Genomic DNA, 26,241 nt, shown 5'->3' on the forward strand with positions numbered 1-26,241 from the left:
CCTCCCCCCGTGCAGTGTGACATTTGCATGACAAATAACAGTGCCTATCCCGCTTGCGCGTCATTAAGGCGTGCATGTGAGGCGACGCTCAACGGCGCGCCGTCCATGCGCCGAAAGTGCCGGACCGTTGCAAGTGCACGCTGAACGGCAAGTGCAGGCGGCCCGGACTTTTGCCTTGCATGTCAGCTTGCGCCGACATATTCACTCTTGGTTTTGACGTTTAATGACAGGAAACTGCAACATGACTGAAAAATTTGCATCGCAAACTTCCACCGCCGCCTCTGCCGACGGCATGACCGCCATCGAGGCATACCTGAACGCTGTCGCGGCCGCCCCGCAGCGCTTCACCGGCACGGCGGGCGCCGATGTGCTCAGCGGCACCACGGGCGCCGACGTGCTCGAGGGACTGGCCGGCGACGACACGTATTACGTCAACGACAGCGGCGACGTGATCGTCGAACTGGCCAACGGCGGCAACGATACGGTGTACACCAGCGTCAATTACACGGTGGCCGACAACGTCGAGAACGTGCACCTGACGGCCAGCGGACTGACCGTGACGGGCAGCGCCAATACCAATAATGTGTTTCACGTCGATACGGCGGGTGGCAACAGGCTCGATGGCGGCGGCACGGGCAACGCGATCACCTACATCGGTTCCGGCACGGGTGTGACGGCGACGTTGCTGGGTGCGAATGCCGCCGTGACGGCGCCTGTCGGCAGCGATGTGCTGCTTAATTTCGCCAACCTCATCGGCAGCAAATTCGACGATGTCCTGGCCGGTAACGAACTCAGGAATATTCTCATCGGCGGCGTGGGCAATGATACCCTGCGCGGCGGCAAGGGCGATGACACGCTGTCCGGCCTTCAGGGCGACGATACGTATGTTTTTGCCCGCGGCGATGGCGCCGATCTCATCGTCGAGATGGAAGAGGTGGGCAGCCGCAACGTGGTTTCCTTCCTGGCCGGCGTCGGCGCCGACCAGCTGTGGTTCCGCCAGGTGGGCGTGAACCTGGAGGTCAGCACCATCGGCACGGCTGACAAGATCACCATCAACGGCTGGTTTTCCGGCACGGTGCCCCGCATCCAGGAATTCCGCACGGCCGATGGCCGCGTGCTGCTGGGCAGCGACGTGCAAAACCTGGTGCAGGCGATGGCGGGCCTGGCGGTGCCGCCGCTTGGCCAGCTGACGCTGCCGGCCGGCACGGCCGCCATTTTGGCGCCGGCGCTGGCGCAGAACTGGCGCACGGAGGGACCGAACCAGCCCGGCAATGGCGTCTACACCGGCACGGCGAACCCGGACATCATCAAGGGCACGGCGGGCGCCGACGTGATGGCGGGCCTGGCCGGCGACGACATTTATTACGTCAACCATGCGGGCGACGTGGTGCTGGAGCAGGCGGGCGGCGGGCGCGATACCGTGTTTGCCACGGTCGACTATACCCTGGCGGCGAATGTGGAAGAGGTGCACCTGAGCGCCGCCGGCCTGACGGTGACGGGCAATGGCGGCGATAATGTCTTCCACGTCGATGTCGCGGGCGGCAACCTGCTGCGCGGCAGCGGGACGAACAACTCCGCCACCTATGCGGGCGCCAGGACGGGTGCCACGGCGACCATGGCGCCGGCCGGCGCCGCCACTGCGGCGGGTGCGGGCAGCGACGTGCTGGTCAATATTTCCAGCGTGACAGGCAGCGCCTATGACGACGTGCTGACCGGCAACGAGCTGGCCAATACCCTGTCCGGCGGCCTCGGCAACGATACCTTGCAAGGCGGCAAAGGCAACGACCAGCTCGCGGGCGGCCTGGGCGACGATACCTATGTCTTCGGCCGCGGCGACGGCGCCGATATCGTCACCGAGCTGTCCGCCGATGCCGGCTACGACAGCATCGCCTTCCTGGCCGGCGTGAACATCGACCAGCTGTGGTTCCGCCAGGTGGGCGCGGACCTGGAAGTGAGCACCATCGGCACGACGGACAAGATCACCATCCGCGCCTGGAACGCGGCCACGCCGAACATCGAGGAATTCCGCACGGCTGCCGGCCACGTCCTGCGCGGCGCGGACGTGCAGCTGCTGGTGCAGGCGATGGCGAACCTGGCGCCGCCGCCGCTGGGCCAGCTGACCCTGCCGGCCGCTACGGCCAGCGCCCTGGCGCCCGCGCTGGCCCAGGCCTGGCATTTCAACGGCCCCACGCAGCCGACGGGGCAGACCTTTACCGGCACGGCCAATGCCGATGTCATGTACGGCACGGCCGGCGCCGACCTGCTGGAAGGCCTGGGGGGCGACGACACGTATTACGTCAACCATGCGGGCGATTTCATCGTCGAGCGGGGCAACGGCGGCAACGATACCGTCTACACCAACGTCAATTACACGGTAGCCGACAACGTCGAGATCGTGCGCCTGACCGGCGCCGGCCTGACCGTGACGGGCAGCGCCTACACCAGCAACAGCTTTTTCGTTTCTACCCCGGGTGGCAACGTGCTCGACGGCGGCGGGGCGGGCAACTTCCTCAACTACAACGGCGCCAGTGCGGGCGTGACGGCCGCCTTCGCGCCCGTCGGCGGGCCCCTGGCCGCGCGTGCCGGCGTCGACGTGCTGGCCAACTTCAACGCCGTCATCGGCAGCACCTTCGATGACGTGCTGATCGGCAACGACATCAGGAATATCCTCATCGGCGGCCTGGGCAACGATACCCTGCAAGGGGGCAAGGGCGACGATGGGCTGTCCGGCGCGCTGGGCAACGATACCTATATCTTCGCCCGCGGCGACGGCGCCGACACGATTTCCGAGGCGGACGAGGCGGGCAGCCGCGACGTGGTGTCCTTTCTGGCCGGCGTCAGCGCCGAGCAGCTGTGGTTCCGCCAGGTGGGCACGGCCCTGGAAGTGAGCACCATCGGCACGGGCGACAAGGTCACCGTCACCGGCTGGTACGAAGGCACCCTGCGGCGCATCGAGGAATTCCGCACGGCCGATGGCCGCGTCTTGCTGGGCAGCCAGGTGCAAAACCTCGTGCAGGCGATGGCGGGCCTGACGCCGCCGCCGGCCGGCCAGCTGACCTTGCCTGCAGGCACGGCCGCCATCCTGGCGCCGGTGCTGGCGCAGAACTGGCGTGCTGCGCAGCAATTCGGCGCCGCCAGCCAGGGCGGTTCCGCTGCCTGGCAAGCCGATCCGGCGCAGCTGGTGCAAGCGATGGCCGGTTTTGCCGTGCCGGCAGCCGCATCGGCGCCCTGGTCCGGCCACGGCAACCCGTCGACGCAGATCCAGCTGGCGGCAGCGCAATGATCGCTTACGTTGATCGCTTGAGTACGTAGTTCCACCGCCGCGCAGCCGGGCCGGCTTTGCACGTCCCGGCCCGGCTGTGCCATTGAATTTCCGACATGATACGATGACCGCACTTCCATATCGCCACGCTACCTCGTCCACCGAACCCGCGCCCGACACGGGCTTGCTGTCGCTGCTGCTGATGGCCAGCCTGCACGGCATCGCCGCCGACGGCGCCCAGCTCAAGCACGCTTTCGGCCAGGCCCTGTTCACGCGCCAAACCGTCCTGTTGGCCGCGAAAGGGCTGGGCTTGACGGCCAAGCTGGTGCGCCAGCCGCCCGAACGGCTGGCGCAAGCGCCGCTGCCTGCCATCGCCATCGCTCACGATGGGTGTTTCTTTATTCTCGGCAAGGTCGACAGCAGCGACGGCGCCGTGAGCAAGGTGCTGATCCAGCATCCGGGCCAGCCGCCCCAGGTCCTCGGCCGCGACGCTTTCCTCGCCGTCTGGTCGGGCGAACTGATCTTTTTTACCAGCAAGGCCAGCTATGCGGGCGAGACGGCCCGCTTCGATTTCAGCTGGTTCATCCCCGCCATCGTCAAATACCGCAGGCTGCTGGGCGAAGTGCTGCTCATTTCCTTCGTGCTGCAGCTGATCGGCCTGGCCACGCCCCTGTTTTTCCAGGTGGTGATGGACAAGGTGCTGGTCAACCACGCCATGCAGACCCTGAACGTGGTGGCCATCGGCCTGGTCTGCGCCATCGTCTTCGAAGCCGTGCTGGGCCTCATCCGCACCTATGTATTCGCGCGCACCAGCAGCAAGATCGACGTGGAACTGGGCGCGCGCCTGTTCCGCCATTTGCTGGCCCTGCCGATCGCGTATTTCCAGGCGCGCCGCGTGGGCGATTCCGTGGCCCGCATCCATGAACTGGAAAACATCCGGTCCTTTCTCACCGGCAATGCGATGACCCTGGTGCTCGATGTGCTGTTTTCCTTCATCTTCATCGCCGCCATGCTGTGGTACAGTGCCGCGCTCAGCGTGGTCGTGCTCGCGTCGATTCCCGTCTACGCGGCCCTGTCGATGCTGCTCACGCCCGTGCTGCGGGGGCGCCTGAATGACAAATTCAACCGCAGCGCGGAAAACCAGTCTTTTCTGGTTGAAACCATCAGCGGCGTCGACACGCTCAAGGCCATGGCCGTGGAACCGCGCTGGCAGCAGCAGTGGGAAAAGCAGCTGGCCGGCTATGTCTCGGCGGGTTTGTCGGCGAACAACATCGGCATGCTGGCCAGCGGCGGCGTCACCCTGGTGAGTAAATTAGTGACGGCGGCCATCATGTGGTGGGGCGCCACCCTCGTCATCGACGGCAGGATGACGGTGGGCGAACTGGTGGCCTTCAATATGCTGGCGGGGCAGGTGGCCTCGCCCATCCTGCGCCTGGCGCAGCTGTGGAACGATTTCCAGCAAGTGGGCATCTCCATGAGCCGGCTGGGCGATATCCTCAATGCCCGTACGGAAGCGGGCAGCCAGAAGGCGCGCCTGCCGCGCATCGCTGGCGCCATCGATTTCCAGCAGGTGGGCTTCCGCTACCGGCCGGACGCGGCCGAGGTGCTGCGCGAGGTATCGATCGCCATCGCGCCCGGCGAGGTGATCGGCATCGTCGGGCGCTCCGGCTCCGGCAAGAGCACCCTGACGCGGCTGGCGCAGCGCCTGTACATCCCCGAGCGGGGCAAGGTGCTGATCGACGGGCAGGATATCGCCGTCATCGACACGGCCTCGCTGCGGCGCCAGATCGGCGTGGTGCTGCAGGAAAACATCCTGTTCAACCGCTCCGTGCGCGACAATATCGCCCTCAGCGACCCGGCGCTGCCCATCGATGCGGTCATTGCCGTGGCGAAACTGGCCGGTGCCCACGACTTTATCTGCGAGTTGCCGGAAGGCTACGACACCATGGTGGGCGAGCATGGCACGGGCTTGTCGGGCGGCCAGCGCCAGCGCATCGCCATCGCCCGCGCCCTGATCGGCGACCCCCGCATCCTGATTTTTGACGAAGCGACGAGCGCGCTCGACTACGAGTCGGAAAAGATCATCCAGGACAATATGCGCGGCATTTGCGCGGGGCGCACCGTGCTGATCATCGCCCACCGCCTGTCGGCCGTGCGCGAAGCACACCGCATCGTCGTCATGGAGCGGGGGCAGGTGGCGGAACTGGGCAGCCACGACGCGCTGCTGAAACGGCCGGGCGGCATCTATGCCCATCTGTATAGCCTGCAGCAGGGCGGCGCCGGGAGCGCAACAGGGGACGCAACATGAACGCCGGCCACCGTCTCGCCGCGTATGGCGAGTTATTGAAACGCTATGGCCAGGTGCTGCGGCACAGCTGGCAAAGCCGGGCCACCCTGGGCGGTCCCGTGCTCAGCGAAGACGAGGCGGCCTTCCTGCCGGCCGCGCTGGCCCTGCAGGAGCGGCCAGTGTCGCCGTCGCTGCGCCTCACTGCCAGGGTGCTGATGCTGCTGGTCGGCTGCGTGGTGCTGTGGGCTATCTTCGGCCAGGTCGACATCATCGTCCATGCGGCCGGCAAGATCATTCCATCCGGTAACACCAAGACCATCGCTTCCGTCGACGTGGCCGCCGTGCGCGCCCTGAACGTGCGCGAGGGGCAGGCCGTGCAGGCGGGCCAGCTGCTGGTGGAACTCGACAGCCGGGGACCCGACGCCGAGCGCGACAAGGCGGCCGGCGACGCCGTGGCCGCCGCCTTGCAGGTGGCCCGCGCGCGCGCGCTGATCGCCGCCGTCGACACCCTGACGATGCCGAAGCTGGCGGCGCCGGACGCGATCCCGGCCCTGGAGCGCGCTGCCGCGCAAGCGCACGTGGATGGCCAGTACGCGAGCTTTCGCGCCCGGCTCGCGCATCTCGACGGCGAAATCGCCCGCTACGCCCAGGCGCTGCCGCTGGCCACGCAGCGGGCGGGCGACTATCGGGCGCTGCTGGCCACGCGCGACGTGGCCGAACACGCGTGGCTGGACAAGGAACAGGCGCGCATCGACCTGGCCGGCCAGCTGGCGTCGGCGCGCAGCGAGCGGGCGGCCCTGGTGGCGCAGACGAGGAAAGACGCGTATGACGCGCTGGCGGAAGGGGCGAGGGTGGCGGCGGCCAGCGGCCAGGATGCGCGCCGCGCGGGCGCCCGGGGCAGCCTGCTGCGCCTGACGGCCCCCGTCGACGGCACGGTGCAGCAACTGAAGGTGCATACGGTGGGCGGCGTGGTGCCGGCCGCGCAGGCGCTGATGCAGATCGTGCCGCGCCAGGGCAGGCTGGAAATCGACGCCATGCTGGAAAACCGAGACGTCGGCTTCGTGCAGGCAGGGCAGGCGGTGGCCGTCAAGATCGACGCCTTCGACTACACCAAGTATGGCACCGTGCCCGCCGTCGTCAGCAGCGTCTCGCGCGATGCCATCGAGGATGAAAAGAAGGGGCCCGTCTACGCCGTCAGGATCACCTTGCGCCAGCCGGCCATCGTCATCGATGGCAGAGTGGTGCCGCTGTCGGCCGGCATGGCCGTGCGCGCGGAAATCCGCACAGGCACGCGCAGGGTGATCGAATACGTGCTCTCGCCGCTGGTGCAGCACCAGAAGGAGGCGCTGCATGAACGCTAGATGCCGTGCCGCCGGCCTGTTCATGTTCCTGTCCCTGGCCGCCGCGCCGGTCCGGGCGCAGATGCTGGACGCCGCGCCATGCCCGTCCACGCACGACGGCGATGTGCCGTTGACCCTGCCGGCGGCCGTCGACCTGGCCCTGTGCCGCAACGCGCAGGTGCATGGCGCCTGGGCCGGCATCCGGCTGCAGGCGGCCGGCGTGGGCGAGGCCAGGGCCGCCTATCTGCCCACCCTGAATGCGGGGCTGAGCCGGGTGCACGACCGCACGGCCTATCCGGGCGCCGGCACGCCGTCCGGCAGCCTGGCCAGCAATACGGGCTCGCTGAGCTTTTCCTGGCGCCTGTTCGACTTCGGCGGGCGCGCGGCGGGCCGGCGTTCGGCGCAAGCCATGCTGGACGCGGCCCTGGCCAACCGCGACGCCGTGCTGCAAAAGACCCTGGCGGCGACGGTCAGCGCGTATTTCGAGGCGCAGACGGCGCGCGCCAGCGTGCGCATGCGCCAGGAATACCAGGCGCTGGCCAATGAAACGGTGCTGGCGACGCAGCGCCGCGCGCAGCGGGGGCTCGGTTCGCACAGCGACACCCTGCAGGCGGCCAGCGCCCTGGCCAAGGCGGCCCTGGGCGCCAGCCGCGCCGACGGCGAGTTCCAGAAAGCCCGTGCCGTGCTGGTCTACACCCTGGGCTTGCCGGCCGATGCGGGCGTGATCCTGGACGACGACGGGGACGGCGCGGCGGCGGGCCTGCGCGAGGGCTTGCAAGATGAGTTGCATGCCTGGCTGGCAAGGGCCAGGGAGCGCCATCCGGCCATCCTGGCGGCGCAGGCGCAGCTGGCGGCGGCGCGCGACCGGGTGGAGATTGCCCGCTCGGAGGGCCGCCCCAGCATCGACCTGACGGCCAATATCTACCAGAACGGCCGGCCCAACCAGGGCTTGTCGCCGGCTTCCACGCGCGAAACCCTGGTGGGCATCTCGCTCAACATTCCCCTGTTCGACGGCTTTGCGCGCCACTACAAGGTGCGCGGCGCGCAGGCGCAGGCGGGGCAAAGGGAAGCCGAGGCTGAAGAAGTGCAGCAGCAGACCCTGATGGAACTGGTGAAAACCCATGCGGAGGCCAGCACGGCGCTGGCCAACCTGGCCGCGTCGCAAGCGTGGCTGGATGCGGCGCAGGACGCGCTGGCCAGCGTGCGGCGCAAGTTCGGCCTGGGCGCGGCCGATATCCTGGAAATGCTCAATACGCAGTCGGCGCTGCTCGAGGCGCAGCAGGAGCGCATCCGTTGCCAGGCGGAATGGCGATCGGCCCGGCTGCGGCTGCTGGCCAGCGCCGGCATGCTGGCACGCGACGATGTCGCGCAAGGGACAGGCAAATTGCGCGCCCCGGCGGCCCAATAATGACTATATTGGTGGCGGTCCTTCCCGCACAGGGAAGGCGTTCCTGTTTCGGACTAGGGAGACATCATGCACAGCGTACAAAAGATTACCCCATGTTTATGGTTCAACGGCAACGCCGAGGCGGCAGCCCGGTTTTATACGGAAATATTTCCCAATTCGAAGATCGGCCAGATCCTGCGTTATGGTGAGGAAGGCAAGGAAATCCACGGCCAGGAGCCTGGCAGCGTGCTGACGGTGGCCTTCGAGCTCGATGGCCAGACGTTCACGGGTTTGAATGGCGGCCCCTTGTTCCAGTTTTCCGAAGCGATCTCGTTCCAGGTCAATTGCGAAACCCAGGACGAGGTCGACCACTACTGGAACCTGCTGTCCAAAGGCGGGCCGCCGGAAGCGCAGCAATGCAGCTGGCTCAAGGACCGGTTCGGGGTATCGTGGCAGATCGTGCCCACCATCATGGTCAAGCTGCTGGGCGACCCCGATCCCGTCAAGGCCCAGCGCGTGATGAAGGCCATGATGGGCATGAAGAAAATCGACATCGACGAGATCAAGCGCGCGTATGCGGGATAGGCGTCTTGCCGCCAGGCGCACGCCAGCGGCGCGCCCTGTCCAAGATGGCTGGCATTTGTTATAGTCCCAGCCATCTTTTCATTCGCCTACAGACCCTGCCATGACCACTAGCACCAGCAGCACCATCGCGCCCCGCACCTTCGGCACGCCCCTGTCTTCCACCGCCATCAAAGTCATGCTGCTGGGTTCCGGCGAACTGGGCAAGGAAGTGATCATTGCGCTGCAGCGCCTGGGCGTGGAAGTGATCGCCGTCGACCGCTATCCGAACGCGCCGGGCCACCCCGTGGCGCACCGCTCGCACGTGATCGACATGAGCGATGGCGTGGCGCTGGCCGCCCTGATCGACCTGGAAAAGCCGGATTTGATCGTACCGGAAATCGAGGCCATCGCTACCGACACCCTGGCGGCGCTGGAAGCGGCGGGGCAGATCACCTGCATCCCGAACGCGCGCGCGGCCGTGCTGACGATGAACCGCGAAGGCATCCGCACCCTGGCGGCCGAAACCCTGGGCGTGGCGACTTCTCCCTACCGCTTCGCCAGCAGCCTGCAGGAGTTGCAGGCCGCTTGCCAGGAGATCGGCTTCCCGTGCGTGGTCAAACCCGTGATGTCCTCGTCTGGCAAGGGCCAGTCCAAGCTCGATAGCGCCGCTGACGTGGACGCGGCGTGGGCGTACGCGGCCAGCGGCAGCCGGGTCGACACGGGCCGCGTCATCGTCGAGGGTTTCATCGACTTCGATTACGAAATCACCCTGCTGACGGTGCGCGCCGTCGGTGCTTCAGGACAGATCGAAACGCAGTTCTGCGAGCCGATCGGCCACTTGCAGGTGCACGGCGACTACGTGGAATCGTGGCAGCCGGCTCGCATGGCGCCGCTGGCCCTCGAGCGCTCGCGCGAGATCGCCCGCAAGGTGACGGACAACCTGGGCGGCCTGGGCCTGTTCGGCGTGGAGCTGTTCGTCAAGGACGACATGGTGTGGTTCTCGGAAGTGAGCCCCCGTCCGCACGACACGGGCATGGTCACCATGGCCAGCCAGGTGCAGAGCGAATTCGAACTGCACGCGAAAGCCATCCTCGGCTTGCCCGTCAACGTGGCGCTGCGTTCGCCCGGCGCCTCGGCCGTCATCTACGGCCAGCTGGAAGCGAAAGGCATCGCCTTCGAAGGCGTGGCCGAGGCCTTGAAGGTGCCGGGCGCCGACTTGCGCCTGTTCGGCAAGCCGGAATCGTTCGCCCGCCGCCGCATGGGCGTGGCGCTGGCCGCGGCGGACGATATCGACACGGCCCGCCAGCGCGCCGTGCTGGCCGCGTCCAAAGTCAAGCCGGTGGCGCGCTGATGGCCCTGGTGGCGGACCCCAGCCTGCCGCAGGCCGATGCCGGCGGCGATGACATCAAGCGCAAGCTGCGCGGCCACATCGCGCGGCGCAATCTGGCCGGCGCCGCCAACGACTGCAAGTGGAACGAGCTGCTGGCCTTCATGCGCGGGCAGACCGACTGGGTGCCGTCGTACCGCTACGGCTCCGTCACCGGCTACGTCTCGCGCTGGGATACGGAATGGGACTACCACCCGCCGTTCCCGTTCCTGGGCGTGGAGTGGTTCGACATCAGCCTGTACTCGGAAGAACACGTGGCCATGCTGCTGCCGAAGAAAATCATCGACCATGGCGTGTGGATCGTGCCGGAGCTCCAGCGCATCGGCTTCGATTTCGAGGTGCGGGACCAGGTGGCGCGCCTCTGGGGCTATCTGCCCCGCAATTATCACGACTTCCCTCCCGCCGACTAATACAAAGACCAATCTCATGCCTGAAAACGATATGCCACAAGTGCCGCAGCCGGACGACGCCGTCGTCGGCAAGGAAGCGGGTGCGCAGATGCTGGCAACGGCTTGCGCCGCGCGCGACGCCTTTTATGCCACGCTGGGCACCGTAGACGCCGACGTGCTGGCGCCGCTGGTCAATCCCGCCTTCATGGGCGGCCCCCGCTGGCCGTCGCTGCGCCAGGCCTGGAGGGTGATCCGCCGTGCCGATTCCATCATCATCGCCAGCGACGGCTTGAGCGATCCGTTCGAGGATGACGACGACGTGTTTGTGCCGCGCGGCCACCTGCTGGAAGTGTGCATCGAGGCGCCGCTGGCCGCCTTCGACGGCAAGGACGTGGCGCATTCCTGGCTGTTCGACCTCATTTATCAGGTCAGCCAGAACGTGGCCGACCATGGCTCCATCGACTTGCTGGTGCAGCGCCACGGCAGCGTGTCGATGGTGCTGGACGTGCGGGATGCGCCGGCAGGCCTCGAAGACGAGGACGAACAGGTGGGCGTGCTGCTGGCCCAGGGCGCAAGCAGCATCGTGCCATCGTTCGATACGCCATATGGCGAGGTGCTGCTGCTCACCGTCACCGCGCTGCAGCCGGCCGAACTGGCGTTCATCAGCGAGGTCGCCGACAAGGCGCAATCGCGGCGCGATCTGGCCGCCGCGCTGGGCGCCTCGCCGACGGGGCACCTGAGCGTAGCCCGGCGGCCGGCCGTCATTCCCCGCTAGGTTCTTCGACCGGCGGCACGGCCGGTTCCTCGGTTTTCCGTGCTTCCTTCGCTTCGACGACGGCCGGCGCCGGCGGCGGTTCTTTCCACTTGCCCGCCGCCTTCAGCTTGTTCTTCAGTCCCGGCAGGGGAAAGCCCAGCGCATAGGCTTTTTGCGCGTGCGCGCTGGCCTTTTCGTATTCCTTCTTTTTCACGTACATCAGGCCCAGGTTGTACTGGATGGTGGCCTGGTCGGGCGCCAGGCGGCTGGCAGAGTCCAGTTGTTCCAGCGCTGCCGCATCCTGGCCCGTGGCCAGCAGGTAGCTGCCAAACACCATGCGCGCCGTCACGTCGTGCGGCGCGAAGGCGATGGCGCGCTCGAAAAAGCAGCTGACCGTGTAGCGGGCGCCGGGCGGCTGCGCGCTTTTCAGGCGCAGGCCCAGTTTCGCCATCGAGGCCAGCGCCCGGTGGTGGTTCGGGAAGTGTTCCAGGGTGTAGAGGAATTCCCGCTTGACCTTGAGGATTTCGATCATTTCCAGCATGCCGCGGCTGGCCGCATACACGGCGCCGGACCAGGACCAGGCGCGCGGATCGCCTTCGTCGCCGTATTGCGCCACTTTCGACAGGTCGACGGAACCCACGAGGTCGGCCAGGTCGGCCGTCGTGGGATCGTGCGGCGCATACGTGCCGATGCCGCAGCGGCCCGCCTCGGACAGGTGGATGCGTTCGACGGGCATGCGCAGGAAGTCGCCCCCGTACTGCTCTTCCAGGCGGGCGCGGCAATGGGGACACAGTTCGCCATGCAGCTCGGCATCATAGCTGGCGCGAAAGTCGGCGCGCATGCTGTGCGGCACCAGATGCAGTGGCGATTCGTGCACGGGACAGCCGGCGATGCCGTACAGCGCGCCTTCGCTGCTGTGGCTGTACTCTTCCAGCCCCCGCTTGAGCAGGATCACCATGGTCGACTTGCCGCCCGATGGCGGGCCCAGCAGCAACAGCATGCGCCGGCCCACTTCGGAGCCGGCGGCGGCCGCCTTGAAGTAGGCGGCGACCCGGTCGATCGCCTCGTCGATGCCGAACAGCTCGTCGTCGAACAGGCGGCAGCGGAAGCGCCCGGCGGCGTCGGTCTGTCCATTCCAGCGCATCATGTCCCACAGGTACTGGTGCGCGCTGCGCGTCAGCAGGGCGGCGCGGCCGGGCAGGATCTGTTCGATGAAGTCGGCAAAACTGCCGCGCCAAGGACTGATGCGGTGTTTTTCCGCCCAGGCCGCCATGCCGTGCACAAAACCGGCGTGCTGGCCTGTGCTGGAACCGCCGGCATCCGCGGCGCTGTGGCCTGCCTGTCCGCCCGCAGGCGCGTCGTCGTCGCTTGTACCAGGGCTCGTCATTGTTTCCCCATCCATACCGTTGCTGGCATTGCTGCCGCTGCTCACCTTGCTGCCGTGGAGCAGGCCCAGTTCCCGCCTGTCAGTCAAGTATACGGCGGCGCCTCTGGCCGCACGCCTGATCTTGCTCAACGTTGACGAGGGAACTATTTTTTCCTTCGCTGCCCCTTGCGGCGCAGGGTGGCCACATGTCCGCGCGGTTCAATCCAGATCAATACCGGCCTGCGGGGGCCGTCCACACTGGTGGTTTGCGGCGACCCACGAGGAGAACACGATGATAGGCAACGAGAATGGTTTCAGCGCCCCGCCTGGCGGCAGCGGCAGGGGACAAAGCGCGGACGATGAAGAGGCCGTCGGCCAATTTGCCGTCCCTGGCGCAGACGACAATACGATCGAGAGCGCGTCCGTCGCGGACGTGCCCGATGCCTTGAGCGGCATCAGCATGGAATTGCTCGAAATCAAGCGCAGCATCGAAGACGGCATGCGTCAAAGCATTTCGCAGGCGGGCGGCGTGCGCGCGGCCGATGCCTTCAGCGACGGCGGCAATATCCAGGGCGTGTCCATCGGCCTGGGCGAGGGCGCCAGCGACAGCTCGTCCGGCGAGCCGGGCTTGCCGGCCCTGACCTTGTATGTAGCCGAACCCACCTCCGTCGACCGCGCCAAGGCCGCCATCGTGGGGGCCATGGGCGTGCGCGCCGTGGCCAGCGACAATGTCCCCGTCAACATCGTCGTCACGGGCGTGATCGATGCGCAACCGCACCGTTTCCGCTTGCGCCCGGCGCCGGGCGGCGTGTCGGTCGGGCATTTCCGCATCACGGCCGGCACCATCGGCTGCCTGGCCGTGGGACGCAGCGCGCCGCGCAGCGGCCGCTTGATGATCCTGAGCAATAATCACGTGCTCGCCAATTCCAACGGCGGCGTGTTCAACGATTGCATCGTGCAGCCTGGCCCCATTGACGGCGGCCGCTGCCCGCAAGACCAGGTGGCCGTGCTCGAGCGTTTCGTGCCCATCAATTTCAGCGGCGGCGTCAATTACGTCGATTGCGCCACCGGCTGGGCCTGGCCCGACCGCGTGCGGCCCGAACTGGTCTACCTGAGCGGCGGCGTGCCTGCGTACTTCCGCATCAGCAATGCGCTGGTGGCGCCGGCGCTGGGCATGATGGTCGGCAAGTCCGGCCGCACGACGCAATTGACGCAGGGGCGCATCACGGGCCTGGGCGCCACCATCAACGTCAATTACGGCGGCGGCAGGATCGCGCTGTTCCAGGACCAGATCGCCATCACGGGCGTGAGCGGCGCCTTCAGCGCGGGCGGCGATTCCGGCTCCTCCATCTGGACCTGGAACCAGCAGCGCAATCCCGTCGGCCTGCTGTTTGCGGGCGGTAACAACATCACGTTTGCCAACCAGATGCGGCGCGTCGTGGTGGCGCTCGACATCAATTTGTACACCTGAGCACGCTGCCAGGTGCGGCCTTGCATAACGCTGCTTTTTGCACGATGATGATTGTATCAGAGGCCGCAGCCATGCATGGTTGTGCCCGGCGAACGGCGCTGCAGCGCCGGATGGCCGGGTGTATCATGGAATGCCTCAGGAGGGTTGTCATGTCAAACAGTAAATTCGTACCATCGCCATATGCCGTCTTCGAAGACGCTGCCATGCCGTACTTACCGGATGAGATTCCTGGACAGGGCATGGGGCAGTACACCCCGGCCGCGCCCCAGGGCCGTCTGGAAGCGGCAAAGCGGCGCAACGAGCGGGCGCTGATGGCCATCGATGGCGTGGAAGGCGTCAGCCTGGGGCAGACGGCCGTGGGCAAGGAAGCGCTGGTCGTGTATCTGCGCGACTCGTCCGTCAAGCGGCGCGTGCCGTTGCAGATCGAGGGCTATCCGGTGGAAACGAGCATCACGGGCCAGATCGAGATCCAGCGCTGGTAGGCAGGCCTGGCCGACTTGCCGCGGATCGTTGCGGCGGAAGGCCTGTTGCCAAGCCTTCCGGGTTCCTTTCAGCCTGCCTTATTTGCTCAGGCGGCCTATCGCTTCGGCCACGCCCGCGCCATAGGCGGGGTCGCACAGGGTGCAGTTGCCGATGTGGCGTTGCTTGACTTGCTCCGAGGCGCCCGAGATGGCGCGCGCCGTGTTGTCGAACAAGGCTTGCTGCTGCTGCGCCGTCATCAGGCGGAACAGGGCGCGCGGCTGCGAATAGTAATCCTCGTCGACCCTGTGGTTCCAGTGGTCGGCCGCGCCCTCGATGCTCAGCGGCGGCTCGCGGAAGTCGGGCTGCTCGGCCCATTCCTGCTCGCTGTTCGGCTCATAGCCCAACGTTCCCCCCTGATTGCCGTCGACGCGCATCTGGCCGTCGCGGTGGTAGCTGTGGAACGGGCATTTCGGCGCATTGACGGGAATATGACTGTGGTTGACGCCGAGGCGGTAGCGCTGCGCGTCGCCATACGAAAACAGCCGGCCTTGCAGCATCTTGTCCGGCGAAAAGCTGATGCCGGGTACCACGTTGGCCGGGTTGAAGGCCGCCTGTTCCACTTCCGCGAAATGGTTGTCCGCATTGCGGTTCAGTTCCAGCACGCCCACTTCGATCAGCGGGTAGTCGCCGTGCGGCCACACTTTCGACAGGTCGAAGGGGTTGAGGTGATACGTGCCTGCCTCTTTTTCCGGCATGATCTGCACGTACAGGGTCCAGCGGGGGAAATCCTTGTTTTCGATGCTTTCATACAGGTCGCGGTGCGAGCTTTCGCGGTCCTTGCCCACCAGCGCCTCGGCTTCCGCGTCCGTCAGGTTTTGAATGCCTTGCTGGGTTTTAAAGGTGAACTTGACCCAAAAACGCTCGTTTTGCGCATTCAGGAAGCTGAAGGTATGGCTGCCGAAGCCATGCATGTGACGGAAGCTGCGCGGCAAGCCACGGTCGCTCATCACCACCGTCACCTGGTGCAGCGCTTCAGGCAGCGAGGTCCAGAAGTCCCAGTTGCTGTTGGCGCTGCGCAAGCCGGTGCGCGGGTCGCGCTTGATGGCGTGATTCAGATCGGGGAATTTCAGCGGGTCGCGCATGAAAAACACGGGGGTATTGTTGCCGACCAGATCCCAGTTGCCTTCTTCCGTATAAAATTTCAGGGCGAAGCCGCGGATATCGCGTTCCGCATCGGCCGCGCCCCGTTCGCCGGCCACCGTGGAAAAACGCGCGAACATCGGCGTTTTCTTGCCCACTTCGCCAAAAATCTTCGCGCGCGTGTAGCGCGTGATGTCGTGCGTGACGGTAAACGTGCCATGCGCGCCCGATCCCTTGGCATGCATGCGGCGCTCGGGAATGACTTCGCGGTCGAAGTGGGCCAGCTTTTCCAGGAACCAGACATCTTGCAGCAGGGCGGGGCCGCGGGGGCCGGCCGTCTGGATGTTCTGGTTGTCGACAACAGGCGCGCCAAAGGCGGTGGTCAGCTTTTTCATTGGACTCATTCTTTCATGGCTAGGCAGAGCAATGGACGCACCGGCGCTACTCAAACACTGGCTGGGTTGAATGCACACTCACCGGGGCTGGTCCAGAGTAAAATTTCTAAAATGCAAATCAGTGTAAACCTTTTCGTACAGGACAGCATGCCACGCCGCCGGGGCAAGCTCAGGCGGTGCACTTGCATCATAACCGCTGAGTCACTGCCGGCCTCACACGCTTGCAAGTTGCAAGTATATAAAGGCCGGCCTCGCTCACGCCACTGGCCTTTTGCCCAGTTTTTAAAACTTGTTCCAATTGTTATGCCGGTGCTCCGTCGCTTCCTTCATCAGGTGGCCCGCGCGCAGGGCGTCGTCGGCCTGCAGCGTCATGGCCAGCTCCTGGATGGCGGGCGGGTAGTCGTGGTGGGCCGCTTCTTCCAGCAACTCACGGCCTTTGGCCAAGTCGCGCGGCACGCCGCGGCCTTCGCGGTAGGCGTTGTACAGCAGGAACATGGCGTGTGGATTACCCAGTTCGCTTGATTTTGCCAGCCAGCGGGCCGCTATGACGGAATCTTGCGGCACGCCTTCGCCATTCGCCGCCAGCAAGCCCAGCATGAGGGCTGCCTTCGCATGGCCTTGCTGCGCCGCCTGGCGGTACCACAGCCAGGCCTGGGTCGGCGTGGCCGCGCGCAGCATCTGGCCCAGCTCGAACGCCGCTTCCGTATCGCCGGCGCGGGCCGCCTGTTCGAACAGGTTCAAGGCATCGGCGCGGCGTTCTGGACGGGACTGGTAAATCAGCGCCAGTTCGCGCTCGGCGACGGGCATGTCCTTGCCGGCCCAGCCGCGTATCTTGCGTTCGGCCTGGTGGTCGCCCGCCTGGCGCGCGTGCATGGCGACGGCTTCGATTTCGGCCGCCGTGGGCGGCGGTGACGCCTGGCAGGCGGCCAGGACGCTAGCCAGCACGACGGCGGGGAGGGAGAGTGCCTGTTTCATCTGGATACCTTTCATCAAAACAGGCCGGAACTGCCGCAGCTCCGGCCCATGGACCTTATTTGCTCAGGTCGATGCGGTACTTGGCGAAACCGCTGGCGTCGAGCCCGCCTTCGGCCGCCACGTTGGCGATGCCGCTGCCTTGCGCCAGCGCCAGGTGGCCCGGCGCCGAACGCAGGATCACGGGGCCGGCCGTGGCCGTCTTGACGAAGCTCCAGCTGCGCGCGCTGCCATTGGCCGCCAGGGTCACCTTGCCGCCCTTGGTGCTGAGCGACGCCAGGTAGTTGCTGACTACGGCCTGGTTGGCATCGGGCGACTTGATGATGGTCTTGCTGCCATCGATGCCCGGCACGGCGCCGCCGCCACCGGCGCGGTAATCATTGGTGGCAACGATGAAGTCATCGCCATCGGCGACCGGCGCGCCCTTGTACGTGAGGTTGACGATGCGGCTGCCCGGCTTTTTCGTCACATCGATCTGGTAGGTGAGCGCATTGTTTTCCGCATAGAACACGTCATAGTTATAGATCGTGCCATACGACGGCACCAGATCCTGCTCGGCCGTGGCGCTCGGATCGATCTGGGCGAATTGCTTGGCCGACGTTTCCAGCCACGCCTTCAAGTCCGCGCCCTTGATTTTCACGGCTTGCAGGTTGTTATTGCTATATAAATACAGGTCGCCCGGATTGCGCACTTGCAAGCCGATTGGCGCGGCCGGCGTCGCGCCCGCAGCCACGTCCGTGAAGTCCGATGGTCCGTTGCGGCCCGCCTTGAACGGCGCGCTGCACGAGATGACGGGGATATTCTTGTAGCTGGACAAGGTCGCATCCGTGCTGGTGGCAATGAAGTTTTTCACGTAATCGAGCTGGGCCTGGTTCACCAGCTGGATGGCGCTGACGTCGCCCACCAGCGCGAAGTAGGCGGACATCTCGAAATCCGTGCTGATGCCCAGCGGCTGCTTGGCGTAGGCGATGGTGGCCGCGTGTTCGGTGGCTACCAGCGGCGCGATGGCCGGGTCGGCTTTCACGAGGGTCGTGCCGTCCGTGTACTTGAAGCCGCGCGATTCCACCGTCGTCTTGGCCGGCTGCACCACCCATTTTCCAGCCTGGTACACCATCGTCAGCTTGATGATGCCCAGGCGGCGGCCCCAGCTTTGCGCCATGACGGTGGGCACGCCGTTCACAAAGCCGTTGACGGCGTCGATCTTCGCGCTGGCGGGGAAGGCGACAAACGAGGCGTCCAGCGCGGCCGCGCCCACTTCCTTGCCTTTCGGGAAGATCAAATGCGAGTGACCGATCATCAGGGCGTCGATGCCCGTGCTGGTCAGGTGATAGCTGCCGTTTTCCATCTTCGGGCTGTAGGCGCTGGTGTCCAGGCCGCCATGGGACAGGGCCACGACGAGGTCGGCGCCCTTGTTGCGCAATTCCGGCACATACTGTTTCGCCGCTTCCTGCACGCCCGTCACGCTGACCTTGCCGGCGAGCACTTTCTGGTCCCATTCGAGGATTTGCGGCGGTACAAAGCTCAGCACGCCCACATTGATTTTCACGGTCAGCTTGCTGCCGTCGGGCGCCGTGGCGGCGAAATCGCGGGGCAGCAGGGCGTAGGGCTGGAAGATGGGCTTGCCGCTGCTCACGCCGACGACATTGCTCAGCACGGAAGGGAAGGCGGGCGCGCCGCAAGTGCCCGTCGGCTTGGCCACGCCGGGGATGCCGAAATCCGTGTTGGTGATCTGGCTCAGGTAGGGCAAGCCATAGTTGAATTCATGGTTGCCCATGCCGCCCGCATCGTATTTCAGCGCATTCATGGCCTTGTGCACGGCCAGGGTGCCGGAACAGGGCACGGGTGCGGCCACGGCCTGCAGGTCGGCCAGCAAGGTGCCCTGGATGACGTCGCCATCATCGAGCAGCACATTGTTCGGATTTTCAGCGCGCGCCGCCTGGATCAGGGTGGATGTACGCTCCAGGCCCAGGCTCGTGTCTTCCGCCAGCGCATAATAGTTGTAGCTCAAAACGTTCGAGTGGATATCGGTGGTTTCCAGCAATGCCACGGTGACCGTCGTGCCTTCGGGAATGGCTGGCGCCGTATTCGAACTGCCGTTGCAACCGACGAGACCCGCACTTGCCAGCGCCGCCAGCATGACCCAATTTGTTTTCATTACCGCCCTCGGAAAGATTCAAAGGACGCGACTGTAACGCCGCCATATGACGCGGCGATGACAGCCGTGCAAGGCGCATGGATGCAGGGCTGCGCGCGATGGCGCGGCTGCCTGTCAATGCCCCGGCAGTTTTTTCAGCACTTCATTGCTAAAGTAAGGCTCGTCTTCTACCCAGAAAATATAGTCGAGGTCCAGGTAATTACGGGCAAAATCGAGCAAATCTTCCACTGAATTCTTTTTCCTGGTACGGGGATTGATTTGGCGCAGGTTGCCGTCCTGTACGGCCATGCCCTTGACCAGGTTCGCCGGATAGGCCTTGATAAAGCCGTAACTCTGGCCCATATGGCTTTTCCGGTATGGCATCAGGTCAGGACCGCCCACGCCCATCCGCAGCGTTTGCGCCTGTGCAAACAGGCTGCGCATATAGCCCTTGTCGGTCCATGGCAGCCATTCGCCGGGCAGAAAATTCAGATACACCATGGCGGTGGTGTGGGGAAAAGCCGCGGCCAGTACCTGCATGTTTTCCTTGATGGCATCGACATATTGTTGTGGCTTGAAATCATCGGGGAACGTCGTATTTCCCTTGCTGTCCTCCACGCCAATGTCGATCGAGCTTTCGCTGAAATTGATGCCCTCGATTTTCCCGTCAAATTCCTTGCCCAGCGCCTGGATCAAGCGTTGATAACGCTCGCGTACCGGCGCTTCCCACATTTTTGGCGACCAGCCATGTTCATCATCCGTCACCGCTTTATGCGGGTCGCGTTCCGGTGCGGAAAGCATGCTCTGCTTGATGATGCCGCCCCGGTAGCGAGGATCGCTGAGCAAGTAGGCCGGCACATTATGGCGCGGCGTGAAGGATTTTTCCTGCAGTTGTATCCACAGCTTTTTTCCGATCGAGTCGAGATAGGCGATGTCGTGGCGGATCGCCGCAAAATCGTAACGGTCTTGTTCCGGCTCCAGGCTGCGCCAGGTGTACACGATTTGAGCACCGCTGAAGCGCGGATCGTTTAATGCCTTATCCGCACGTATGTTTTCCCCGTGCGGTTCACGGTGATTGAAGTAAATATAGTGCTTGATCGGGTGTTTTATTTCCGCGGCAATCGCACTGCCCATCATCAAAAAAGCCACTGCAAAAAACGTTGTATAGCTGCGTAAGATCATCGATTCCTTGGAAACGCTAAGCATTTATCTGTTCAGCCGCCAGGCGCTTGCTTCGATAGCCTGGCCGGCGCGATTCCACTATAGCACCTTGAGGAGCGTGGGCTGGACTGCGCGGCGTGTTCAGGATGGCAGGTGACGATTGTCGAGCCAGTGCAAGTAAGTTGCATTATAATTCGCAAATGCAAGTGAACTGCATTTGCATCGACCATCACGCACTCACCAATCCGAAGGATTCCCCATGCTCCAGCGCAAACTCCCCGTTACCGTCCTGTCCGGCTTTCTTGGCGCCGGCAAGACCACCTTGCTCAACCACATACTGCGCAACCGCGAAGGCAAGCGCGTGGCCGTCATCGTCAACGACATGAGCGAAGTCAATATCGACGCTTCGTTGGTCAAGGATAGTGCCGAGGCGGCCGGCACGGCGCTGTCGCGCACGGAAGAAAAGCTCGTGGAAATGTCGAACGGCTGCATCTGCTGCACCCTGCGCGACGATCTGTTGCTGGAAGTACGGCGCCTGGCTGCCGAGGACCGCTTCGATTACCTGCTGATCGAATCGACGGGCGTGGGCGAGCCGATGCCCGTGGCCGCCACCTTCGACTTCGAGGACGAGCACGGCGACAGCCTGACCGACGTGGCCCGCATCGACTGCATGGTCACCGTCGTCGACTGCGCCAACCTGCTGGCGGATTTTCATAGCGAAGACAGCCTGGAGCAGCGGGGAGAAACGGCAGGCGAGGGCGACGACCGCCAACTGGCCAACTTGCTCACGGAACAGATCGAGTTTGCCAATGTCATCGTCCTCAACAAGGTCGACATGGTGGGGGCCGATGAGCGCCGGCGCGTGCTGGCCATTTTAAAAGCCCTCAATCCCGGCGCGAGCATCATCGAAACCAACCATTCCGTCGTGCCGCTCGATGCCATCCTGGGCACGCACTTGTTCGACCTGGAGCAGGCAGCCGCCATGCCGGGCTGGGCTTTGGCCCTGGCGGGCACCCACACGCCGGAGACGGAAACCTACGGCATCGGCAGCTTCGTCTACCGGGCGAAGGAACCGTTTCACGCGCAGCGCCTGCACGACTACATTTCGCAACCGATACCGGGCGTGGTGCGCAGCAAGGGATACTTTTGGCTGGCCAGCCGCCCCGAATGGGTGGCCAGCCTGTCCGGCGCGGGCAAGCTGATGAATATCGAGCCCGTGGGCCTGTGGTGGGCGGCCGTGCCGCAGGAGCGCTGGCCCACGGATGCCGCCTCGCTGGCGGAGGTCAAGGCGGGCTGGAGCGAAACGTACGGCGACCGCTACCAGGAGCTCGTCTTCATCGGCCAGGACATGGACCAGGCTGCCATCGAGGCGGACTTGAAGAAGTGTCAACTTAACACCACGGAAACGCGCCAGGGCATGGCCGCCTGGCGCCAGCTGCCCGATCCGTTTCCCCAATGGCAACGCATGGAAGAACTCGAAGACTAACTTGAACAGGAATACACCATGACAGAACTGATCCCCGTCACCATCATCACGGGTTTTCTTGGCAGCGGGAAAACCACCTTGCTCAAGCGCATATTGCAGGGCGATCACGGCGTGCGCATTGCCGTGATCGAAAACGAGTTCGCCGCCGAAAGCATCGACCATGGCTTGCTGGTGCAGGACAGCGACGAGCAGATCGTGGAAATGAACAATGGCTGCATCTGCTGCAGCGTGCGGGGCGACCTGATCCGCATCCTGGGCGAGCTGCACGCCAAACGCGCGGCGGGCAGCATCGCTTTCGACCAGGTGATCATCGAAACGACGGGCCTGGCCGCACCGGGCCCCGTGGCGCAAACCTTCTTTGCGGAACCGTCCGTCAGCGAGTGCTACATGCTCGACGCCATCCTGACGGTGGTCGATGCGCGCCATGCGCAGCAGCAATTGACGGAGCACAAGGAAGCGCAGGAGCAGGTGGGCTTTGCCGACCGCATCCTGCTGTCGAAGACGGACCTGGTCAGCAAGGAAGCGCTGGCCGCGCTGCGCCAGCGCCTGGTCGCCATCAATGGCCGCGCCAGCATACAGAAAGTGCGCTTTGGCAATGTGCCGCTGCGCGATATCCTGAACATCCGCGGTTTCAATCTGAACGCCATCGTCGAGCTGGAGCCGGATTTCCTCGGAGAACTGGGGCACCGCCATGGCGACGGCGTGCAATCGTTCGTGTATCACCAGTCCCAGCCCCTCGATCTGCCGCAGGTGGAAAACTTTCTCGATGCCGTGGTGCAGCTGTTCGGCAGCCAGCTGATGCGCTACAAGGGCATTTTGCATGTTGCCGACTTGCCGTGCCGCGCCGTGTTCCAGGGCGTGCACATGCTGATGGGCTCGGAACTGGGCGCGCCGTGGCGCGACGATGAGCCGCGCGCCAGCAAGATCATTTTTATCGGCCGCGACTTGCCGCAGGATATGCTGATCCGGGGCCTGGACCGCTGCGTGGTCAAGGCGAATAGTCCCGTCGAGGGGGCCGAATGAGCGTGGAAGCGGGCTTGCCCGCCCTGGCGCTGATCTTTCTTCTTGGCATGCGCCATGGCCTGGAACCCGATCACCTGGCCGCCGTCGACGGTCTCACCTTGCGCAGCCAGGCGGCCCATCCGCGCTGGACGCCGTGGATGGGCGCGCTGTTTGCGCTGGGCCATGGCGTCTGCGTGCTGGCCATCGTGGCCGTCGCCGCGCTGGCATCCAGGCACTTCTCCCTGTCGGAAACCGTGTTCGGCTGGCTGGAATGGCTGCCCATCGCCTTGCTGCTGGTCATTGCCGCCCTGAATGCGCGCAGCTTGCTGGCTGGCGCGCAGCTGGCCGAGGTGCGCGGCCGGCTGCTGCCGGGCTGGCTGCGGCGCGCGTCCGGGCCCTTTGCCGCCATCCTCGTCGGCATGCTGTTCGCACTCGTGTTCGACACGGCCTTGCAGGCGGCCGCCTGGGGCTATGCGGCCGTCGCGCTGGGCGGCATGGCGCCGGCTTTGCTGACGGGTACGGTGTTTGCCGTGGGCATGGGCGTGACGGATGCCTTCGATGGCTGGGTCACGGCAAAGGTCATGCGCACCGGCAAGAATGACATCGTGCGCGCCTTCCGGCGACGCCTGGGCTGGCCCATCGTCGCCATCTGCGTGGCGATGGCCGCTTACATGGCTGCCGGCAAGCTGGAACCGGCCTGGTCGCTGCCGGAAAGCTGGATGGCGGCGCTGGGCGCGGCCATGGTGCTGCTGATGGCGGCCCTGTACGGCTGGACCTTGCTGGGCTTGCGCCGCGTGCGTGCCTGAGGGAAGGGCGTGGGTATAATGGGGAAAAAACCGCCGAGTCCTCCCATGCCCGCTTCCGATATCGTCATCCGCCTGCTGACGCCAGCCGACACCGCCGCCTTTTGCGCGCTGCGCCTGCGCGCCATCCTGGATTCGCCTAGCTCGTTTTCGGCGTCGCGCGAGGATGAGCTGGCGCGCACGCCCGAGGAACACGTGCAGCGCATCGCCGGCGGTGTCATGCAGCGCGGCTTTGGCGCCTTCGATGGCGAGCGTCTCGTGGGTTTTGCCGGTTTGCGGCGTGAACCGCTGCGCCAGCTGTCGCACAAGGCCGTGTTATGGGGCGTGTTCGTCGACGTGACGCAGCGCGGCAAGGGCGTGGCGCGGCGTCTGGTGAACGCCTGCATCGAACAGGCCGAGACGGACCCTGCCATCATGCAAGTGCACCTGAGCGTGAATGCGGAAAACAACGCCGCCCTGCGCCTGTATGAATCGCTGGGATTTATCGCGTATGGCACGGAGCCGCGCTCGATGCGCGTGGGCGAGCTGTTTTATGACGAGCATCACCTGGCCTTGCTGCTCAAGTGACGTCAGAAGGGGCTTACTTGCAGCGCGGGCACAGGCCCTTGATCAGGTAATCGACTTCGCCGCCGCTGAAGCCTTCCGGCAAAAGCACGGGCGGCGGCAGCTTGACTTCATTGAAGCAGGTGACGTTCGCGCATTTGGTGCACTGGAAGTGCGCGTGCTCGTGCGCCTGGTGGCCGGCGCCGGCGCTGAAACGCCACACCTGGTCGGCGCCCGCGATGCGGTGCACCAGTTCATTTTCCGTCAGCCATTCCAGCACCCGGTACAGGGTGACGGAATCGATATCGCTGTCCTGCGACAGCGCTTGCTGGATTTCATGGTGGGTCAGCGAACGGCTTTGCGCCATTAAAAAGTCGAGCACCTTCACGCGCGTCTTGGTGACGCGGGCGTTGGTGTTGCGGATCAGCGATTCGGCGTGCGGTGTAGAAGAAGATGTCAACATGATAGGCCTGCTTGCGGTGGATCGGCTGGCGGCGTCATCGCCGTGCCTGTGCCACCCTATGGGCCGTATCTTAGCATGCGTGCCGCACAGCATGAAGCCGCGTCATGGTTTGAACGTCCAATAGCGGCCCGCCGGCGTATCGACGGGGTCGAGAAAGCGCTGGTCCGCGCGCGCCTGGTTGCGTATCAAGTAAAACATGTCGGACAGGGCCGAGCGTTTTTCCGCAAAGTACGAGTGCTTCATGAAGCTCGTGTCCACGCCCGTGGCGTCGATGGTTTCCACGCCGGCAACGATCAGCATGCCGGCGCCGCTGTCGCCCGCGCGCGGGTAGCCGTGCACGGCTTTCGAGGCGGCCAGGGCCAGGTCTTGCGAGGAGGCATACAAAGTGACGGGGTTGCGCGCGTGGGCCAGTTGCGGCGCGATATCGTGCTTGAAGATGGCCGCGTCGATATCGGGCGCGGAGAGGATGATTTCCGTAATCCTTTGCGCCAGTTGCGGCTGCGCCGCCAGCAAGTCGGCCACGGCCCGCGCCAGGCCCCGGTTGCCCATGCTGTGGCCCACCAGATACACTTGCGCCGCTTCCGTGCTGGCGAGAAAGTCGGCCAGGAAGGCCGTGATGTGGGGCGTGCTCCACTCGATATTGTTTTCATCGATGGTGTAGGCGGCGATGTCGCCGCGCGACGGCCAGCTGTAGAACACGGGCGCGCCATCGAAACCGAGGTCGTAGGCCATCTGTCCCGTGCGCCGCGCCGCATCCTCGAAAGTCACGTTATAGCCGTGGATAAAGATAAAGGCGCTCTTGCCGGCCGAGGCGCGGATTTGCGTTTTTAATGCTGCAAAGTAGTTGTCGCGGTCTTGCACGTCGGCGGACAGCAGCACCACGTGCTTGGCCGGGTCGTCGCGAAATTCCAGGCGCCACAGCGACGGCGATTCCAGCTGTCCCATGCGGTGGTCGCGGGGGATGCTGATGTCGCAGCTGCCATAGCTGAGCGGGCCATTGCCTCCCATGATGTTGCGTTCGCCACTGAAGCGCTGGGCCGGCGGCTTGCCCACGTCGCGCTGGCGGTCCGTGGCGAAATACACTTTCACCACGGCATAGTTCGACACGACGGCGCTTTTATCGGCCGGGGAGGGCGCGGTTTCCACCTCCGGCAACGGTGAAGGCGGGCGCTGCAGCGCATCGAGCAAGCCTTGCGCGGCAAACAGGGTTTCCATGTCATCGGGCACTTTTGCCGTGGACAGGGCCGCCGCCAGGGCCAGTTGCAGCTGGGTATGGGCTGGTTCGTTCTCCAGCGCGGCGATGGCGGCCAGGATGGCGGCGGCGCCGTCGAACTTGGCGATGGCCAGCTTCAGGCGCTGATAGTGGCTGGCGACTGCCTCGGGCGCGTGGCCGGGCGCGCCATGTTCGATGGCCGCGACGACGGCGGAAGTAATCAAGTCCATGCGCCACCTGCCTCTCTGATCAATATGAAT

At 65.0% G+C, this 26,241-nt stretch carries 21 protein-coding genes; 14 read left to right on the forward strand and 7 right to left on the reverse strand.

What is annotated here, in order from left to right; translation table 11 throughout:
• Nucleotides 1–241: 241 nt before the first annotated feature.
• The 8 genes from ACQ4WQ_RS10435 to ACQ4WQ_RS10470 all read left to right on the forward strand — a co-directional run bounded on the left by ACQ4WQ_RS10435 (nt 242) and on the right by ACQ4WQ_RS10470 (nt 11,391).
• Nucleotides 242–3,283 (forward strand): calcium-binding protein, encoded by a 3,042-nt coding sequence (locus ACQ4WQ_RS10435; RefSeq protein ID WP_436496765.1) that lies wholly within the window; start codon nt 242–244, stop codon nt 3,281–3,283.
• Between the two features lie 103 nt (nt 3,284–3,386).
• Nucleotides 3,387–5,570, forward strand: coding sequence for a type I secretion system permease/ATPase (locus ACQ4WQ_RS10440; protein ID WP_436496767.1), 2,184 nt, complete (start codon nt 3,387–3,389; stop codon nt 5,568–5,570).
• Nucleotides 5,567–6,910, forward strand: coding sequence for an HlyD family type I secretion periplasmic adaptor subunit (locus tag ACQ4WQ_RS10445; protein ID WP_436496769.1), 1,344 nt, complete (start codon nt 5,567–5,569; stop codon nt 6,908–6,910). The genes ACQ4WQ_RS10440 and ACQ4WQ_RS10445 overlap by 4 nt, the downstream gene beginning before the upstream one ends.
• Nucleotides 6,900–8,297 (forward strand): TolC family protein, encoded by a 1,398-nt coding sequence (locus ACQ4WQ_RS10450; RefSeq protein ID WP_436496771.1) that lies wholly within the window; start codon nt 6,900–6,902, stop codon nt 8,295–8,297. The genes ACQ4WQ_RS10445 and ACQ4WQ_RS10450 overlap by 11 nt, the downstream gene beginning before the upstream one ends.
• A 66-nt stretch (nt 8,298–8,363) precedes the next feature.
• The gene (locus ACQ4WQ_RS10455; RefSeq protein WP_436496773.1) at nt 8,364–8,861 is read left to right on the forward strand and encodes a VOC family protein; all 498 of its coding nucleotides are present in this window, start codon (nt 8,364–8,366) and stop codon (nt 8,859–8,861) included.
• Between the two features lie 100 nt (nt 8,862–8,961).
• Complete coding sequence (purT, locus tag ACQ4WQ_RS10460) at nt 8,962–10,191, forward strand: formate-dependent phosphoribosylglycinamide formyltransferase (RefSeq protein WP_436496775.1); 1,230 nt, start codon at nt 8,962–8,964, stop codon at nt 10,189–10,191.
• On the forward strand, nt 10,191–10,637 hold the full coding sequence (locus tag ACQ4WQ_RS10465; protein ID WP_436496777.1) for a DUF6678 family protein: 447 nt from the start codon (nt 10,191–10,193) through the stop codon (nt 10,635–10,637). Before purT ends, ACQ4WQ_RS10465 begins: the two co-directional genes overlap by 1 nt.
• Before the next feature lie 16 nt (nt 10,638–10,653).
• The gene (locus tag ACQ4WQ_RS10470) at nt 10,654–11,391 is read left to right on the forward strand and encodes a hypothetical protein (protein ID WP_436496779.1); all 738 of its coding nucleotides are present in this window, start codon (nt 10,654–10,656) and stop codon (nt 11,389–11,391) included.
• Here the strand turns inward: ACQ4WQ_RS10470 and ACQ4WQ_RS10475 are convergent.
• Nucleotides 11,378–12,844, reverse strand: a complete 1,467-nt coding sequence (locus ACQ4WQ_RS10475; protein WP_436496781.1) for a hypothetical protein — start codon at nt 12,842–12,844, stop codon at nt 11,378–11,380. The genes ACQ4WQ_RS10470 and ACQ4WQ_RS10475 overlap by 14 nt on opposite strands.
• Nucleotides 12,845–13,028: 184 nt before the next feature.
• Here ACQ4WQ_RS10475 and ACQ4WQ_RS10480 point away from each other — a divergent pair, with 184 nt between their 5' ends.
• On the forward strand, nt 13,029–14,207 hold the full coding sequence (locus ACQ4WQ_RS10480) for a chymotrypsin family serine protease (protein ID WP_436496783.1): 1,179 nt from the start codon (nt 13,029–13,031) through the stop codon (nt 14,205–14,207).
• Between the two features lie 149 nt (nt 14,208–14,356).
• Nucleotides 14,357–14,689, forward strand: coding sequence for a hypothetical protein (locus ACQ4WQ_RS10485; RefSeq protein ID WP_436496785.1), 333 nt, complete (start codon nt 14,357–14,359; stop codon nt 14,687–14,689).
• 78 nt (nt 14,690–14,767) lie between these two features.
• Here ACQ4WQ_RS10485 and ACQ4WQ_RS10490 read toward each other — a convergent pair whose 3' ends face one another.
• The 4 genes from ACQ4WQ_RS10490 to ACQ4WQ_RS10505 form a co-directional block, all read right to left on the reverse strand.
• Nucleotides 14,768–16,204, reverse strand: a complete 1,437-nt coding sequence (locus tag ACQ4WQ_RS10490; protein WP_326459455.1) for a catalase — start codon at nt 16,202–16,204, stop codon at nt 14,768–14,770.
• Nucleotides 16,205–16,486: 282 nt separating this feature from the next.
• Nucleotides 16,487–17,179 carry a tetratricopeptide repeat protein gene (locus tag ACQ4WQ_RS10495; protein ID WP_436496787.1) on the reverse strand — a complete coding sequence of 231 codons (693 nt, stop codon included), beginning with the start codon at nt 17,177–17,179 and terminating at the stop codon, nt 16,487–16,489.
• 55 nt (nt 17,180–17,234) lie between these two features.
• Complete coding sequence (locus ACQ4WQ_RS10500; protein ID WP_436496789.1) at nt 17,235–19,331, reverse strand: bifunctional 2',3'-cyclic-nucleotide 2'-phosphodiesterase/3'-nucleotidase; 2,097 nt, start codon at nt 19,329–19,331, stop codon at nt 17,235–17,237.
• A 114-nt stretch (nt 19,332–19,445) separates the two neighbouring features.
• Nucleotides 19,446–20,492 carry a hypothetical protein gene (locus ACQ4WQ_RS10505; RefSeq protein WP_436496791.1) on the reverse strand — a complete coding sequence of 349 codons (1,047 nt, stop codon included), beginning with the start codon at nt 20,490–20,492 and terminating at the stop codon, nt 19,446–19,448.
• A gap of 238 nt (nt 20,493–20,730) precedes the next feature.
• On the opposite strand from ACQ4WQ_RS10505, the gene zigA reads away from it, so the two are divergent.
• From zigA to ACQ4WQ_RS10525, 4 genes are read left to right on the forward strand one after another with little or no spacing between them, the layout of a single operon-like run.
• Entirely contained in the window at nt 20,731–21,957 is a 1,227-nt protein-coding gene (gene zigA, locus ACQ4WQ_RS10510) for a zinc metallochaperone GTPase ZigA (protein WP_436496793.1), read from the forward strand.
• An 18-nt stretch (nt 21,958–21,975) separates the two neighbouring features.
• Nucleotides 21,976–22,980 carry a CobW family GTP-binding protein gene (locus ACQ4WQ_RS10515; RefSeq protein WP_436496795.1) on the forward strand — a complete coding sequence of 335 codons (1,005 nt, stop codon included), beginning with the start codon at nt 21,976–21,978 and terminating at the stop codon, nt 22,978–22,980.
• Nucleotides 22,977–23,765 carry a HoxN/HupN/NixA family nickel/cobalt transporter gene (locus ACQ4WQ_RS10520; RefSeq protein WP_436496797.1) on the forward strand — a complete coding sequence of 263 codons (789 nt, stop codon included), beginning with the start codon at nt 22,977–22,979 and terminating at the stop codon, nt 23,763–23,765. The genes ACQ4WQ_RS10515 and ACQ4WQ_RS10520 overlap by 4 nt, the downstream gene beginning before the upstream one ends.
• Nucleotides 23,766–23,810: 45 nt before the next feature.
• Nucleotides 23,811–24,329: a GNAT family N-acetyltransferase gene (locus ACQ4WQ_RS10525; RefSeq protein ID WP_436496798.1), complete on the forward strand. Its 519-nt coding sequence runs from the start codon at nt 23,811–23,813 to the stop codon at nt 24,327–24,329.
• A gap of 13 nt (nt 24,330–24,342) precedes the next feature.
• On the opposite strand, the gene ACQ4WQ_RS10530 is transcribed toward ACQ4WQ_RS10525, so the two are convergent.
• Nucleotides 24,343–24,768, reverse strand: a complete 426-nt coding sequence (locus ACQ4WQ_RS10530) for a Fur family transcriptional regulator (RefSeq protein WP_070218730.1) — start codon at nt 24,766–24,768, stop codon at nt 24,343–24,345.
• 102 nt (nt 24,769–24,870) lie between these two features.
• Nucleotides 24,871–26,211, reverse strand: coding sequence for an alpha/beta hydrolase (locus ACQ4WQ_RS10535; RefSeq protein ID WP_436496801.1), 1,341 nt, complete (start codon nt 26,209–26,211; stop codon nt 24,871–24,873).
• Nucleotides 26,212–26,241 lie beyond the last annotated feature (30 nt).

This window comes from Janthinobacterium goodfellowi (genome assembly GCF_051380695.1).
Classification (GTDB): Bacteria; Pseudomonadota; Gammaproteobacteria; order Burkholderiales; family Burkholderiaceae_D; genus Janthinobacterium.

Coding starts and splice junctions, on each gene's coding strand:
- ACQ4WQ_RS10435 (WP_436496765.1), top strand. CDS start 242: ATGACTGAAAAATTTGCATCGCAAACTTCCACCGCCGCCTCTGCCGAC.
- ACQ4WQ_RS10440 (WP_436496767.1), top strand. CDS start 3,387: ATGACCGCACTTCCATATCGCCACGCTACCTCGTCCACCGAACCCGCG.
- ACQ4WQ_RS10445 (WP_436496769.1), top strand. CDS start 5,567: ATGAACGCCGGCCACCGTCTCGCCGCGTATGGCGAGTTATTGAAACGC.
- ACQ4WQ_RS10450 (WP_436496771.1), top strand. CDS start 6,900: ATGAACGCTAGATGCCGTGCCGCCGGCCTGTTCATGTTCCTGTCCCTG.
- ACQ4WQ_RS10455 (WP_436496773.1), top strand. CDS start 8,364: ATGCACAGCGTACAAAAGATTACCCCATGTTTATGGTTCAACGGCAAC.
- purT (WP_436496775.1), top strand. CDS start 8,962: ATGACCACTAGCACCAGCAGCACCATCGCGCCCCGCACCTTCGGCACG.
- ACQ4WQ_RS10465 (WP_436496777.1), top strand. CDS start 10,191: ATGGCCCTGGTGGCGGACCCCAGCCTGCCGCAGGCCGATGCCGGCGGC.
- ACQ4WQ_RS10470 (WP_436496779.1), top strand. CDS start 10,654: ATGCCTGAAAACGATATGCCACAAGTGCCGCAGCCGGACGACGCCGTC.
- ACQ4WQ_RS10480 (WP_436496783.1), top strand. CDS start 13,029: ATGATAGGCAACGAGAATGGTTTCAGCGCCCCGCCTGGCGGCAGCGGC.
- ACQ4WQ_RS10485 (WP_436496785.1), top strand. CDS start 14,357: ATGTCAAACAGTAAATTCGTACCATCGCCATATGCCGTCTTCGAAGAC.
- ACQ4WQ_RS10490 (WP_326459455.1), bottom strand. CDS start 16,204: ATGAAAAAGCTGACCACCGCCTTTGGCGCGCCTGTTGTCGACAACCAG.
- ACQ4WQ_RS10495 (WP_436496787.1), bottom strand. CDS start 17,179: ATGAAACAGGCACTCTCCCTCCCCGCCGTCGTGCTGGCTAGCGTCCTG.
- ACQ4WQ_RS10500 (WP_436496789.1), bottom strand. CDS start 19,331: ATGAAAACAAATTGGGTCATGCTGGCGGCGCTGGCAAGTGCGGGTCTC.
- ACQ4WQ_RS10505 (WP_436496791.1), bottom strand. CDS start 20,492: ATGATCTTACGCAGCTATACAACGTTTTTTGCAGTGGCTTTTTTGATG.
- zigA (WP_436496793.1), top strand. CDS start 20,731: ATGCTCCAGCGCAAACTCCCCGTTACCGTCCTGTCCGGCTTTCTTGGC.
- ACQ4WQ_RS10515 (WP_436496795.1), top strand. CDS start 21,976: ATGACAGAACTGATCCCCGTCACCATCATCACGGGTTTTCTTGGCAGC.
- ACQ4WQ_RS10520 (WP_436496797.1), top strand. CDS start 22,977: ATGAGCGTGGAAGCGGGCTTGCCCGCCCTGGCGCTGATCTTTCTTCTT.
- ACQ4WQ_RS10525 (WP_436496798.1), top strand. CDS start 23,811: ATGCCCGCTTCCGATATCGTCATCCGCCTGCTGACGCCAGCCGACACC.
- ACQ4WQ_RS10530 (WP_070218730.1), bottom strand. CDS start 24,768: ATGTTGACATCTTCTTCTACACCGCACGCCGAATCGCTGATCCGCAAC.
- ACQ4WQ_RS10535 (WP_436496801.1), bottom strand. CDS start 26,211: ATGGACTTGATTACTTCCGCCGTCGTCGCGGCCATCGAACATGGCGCG.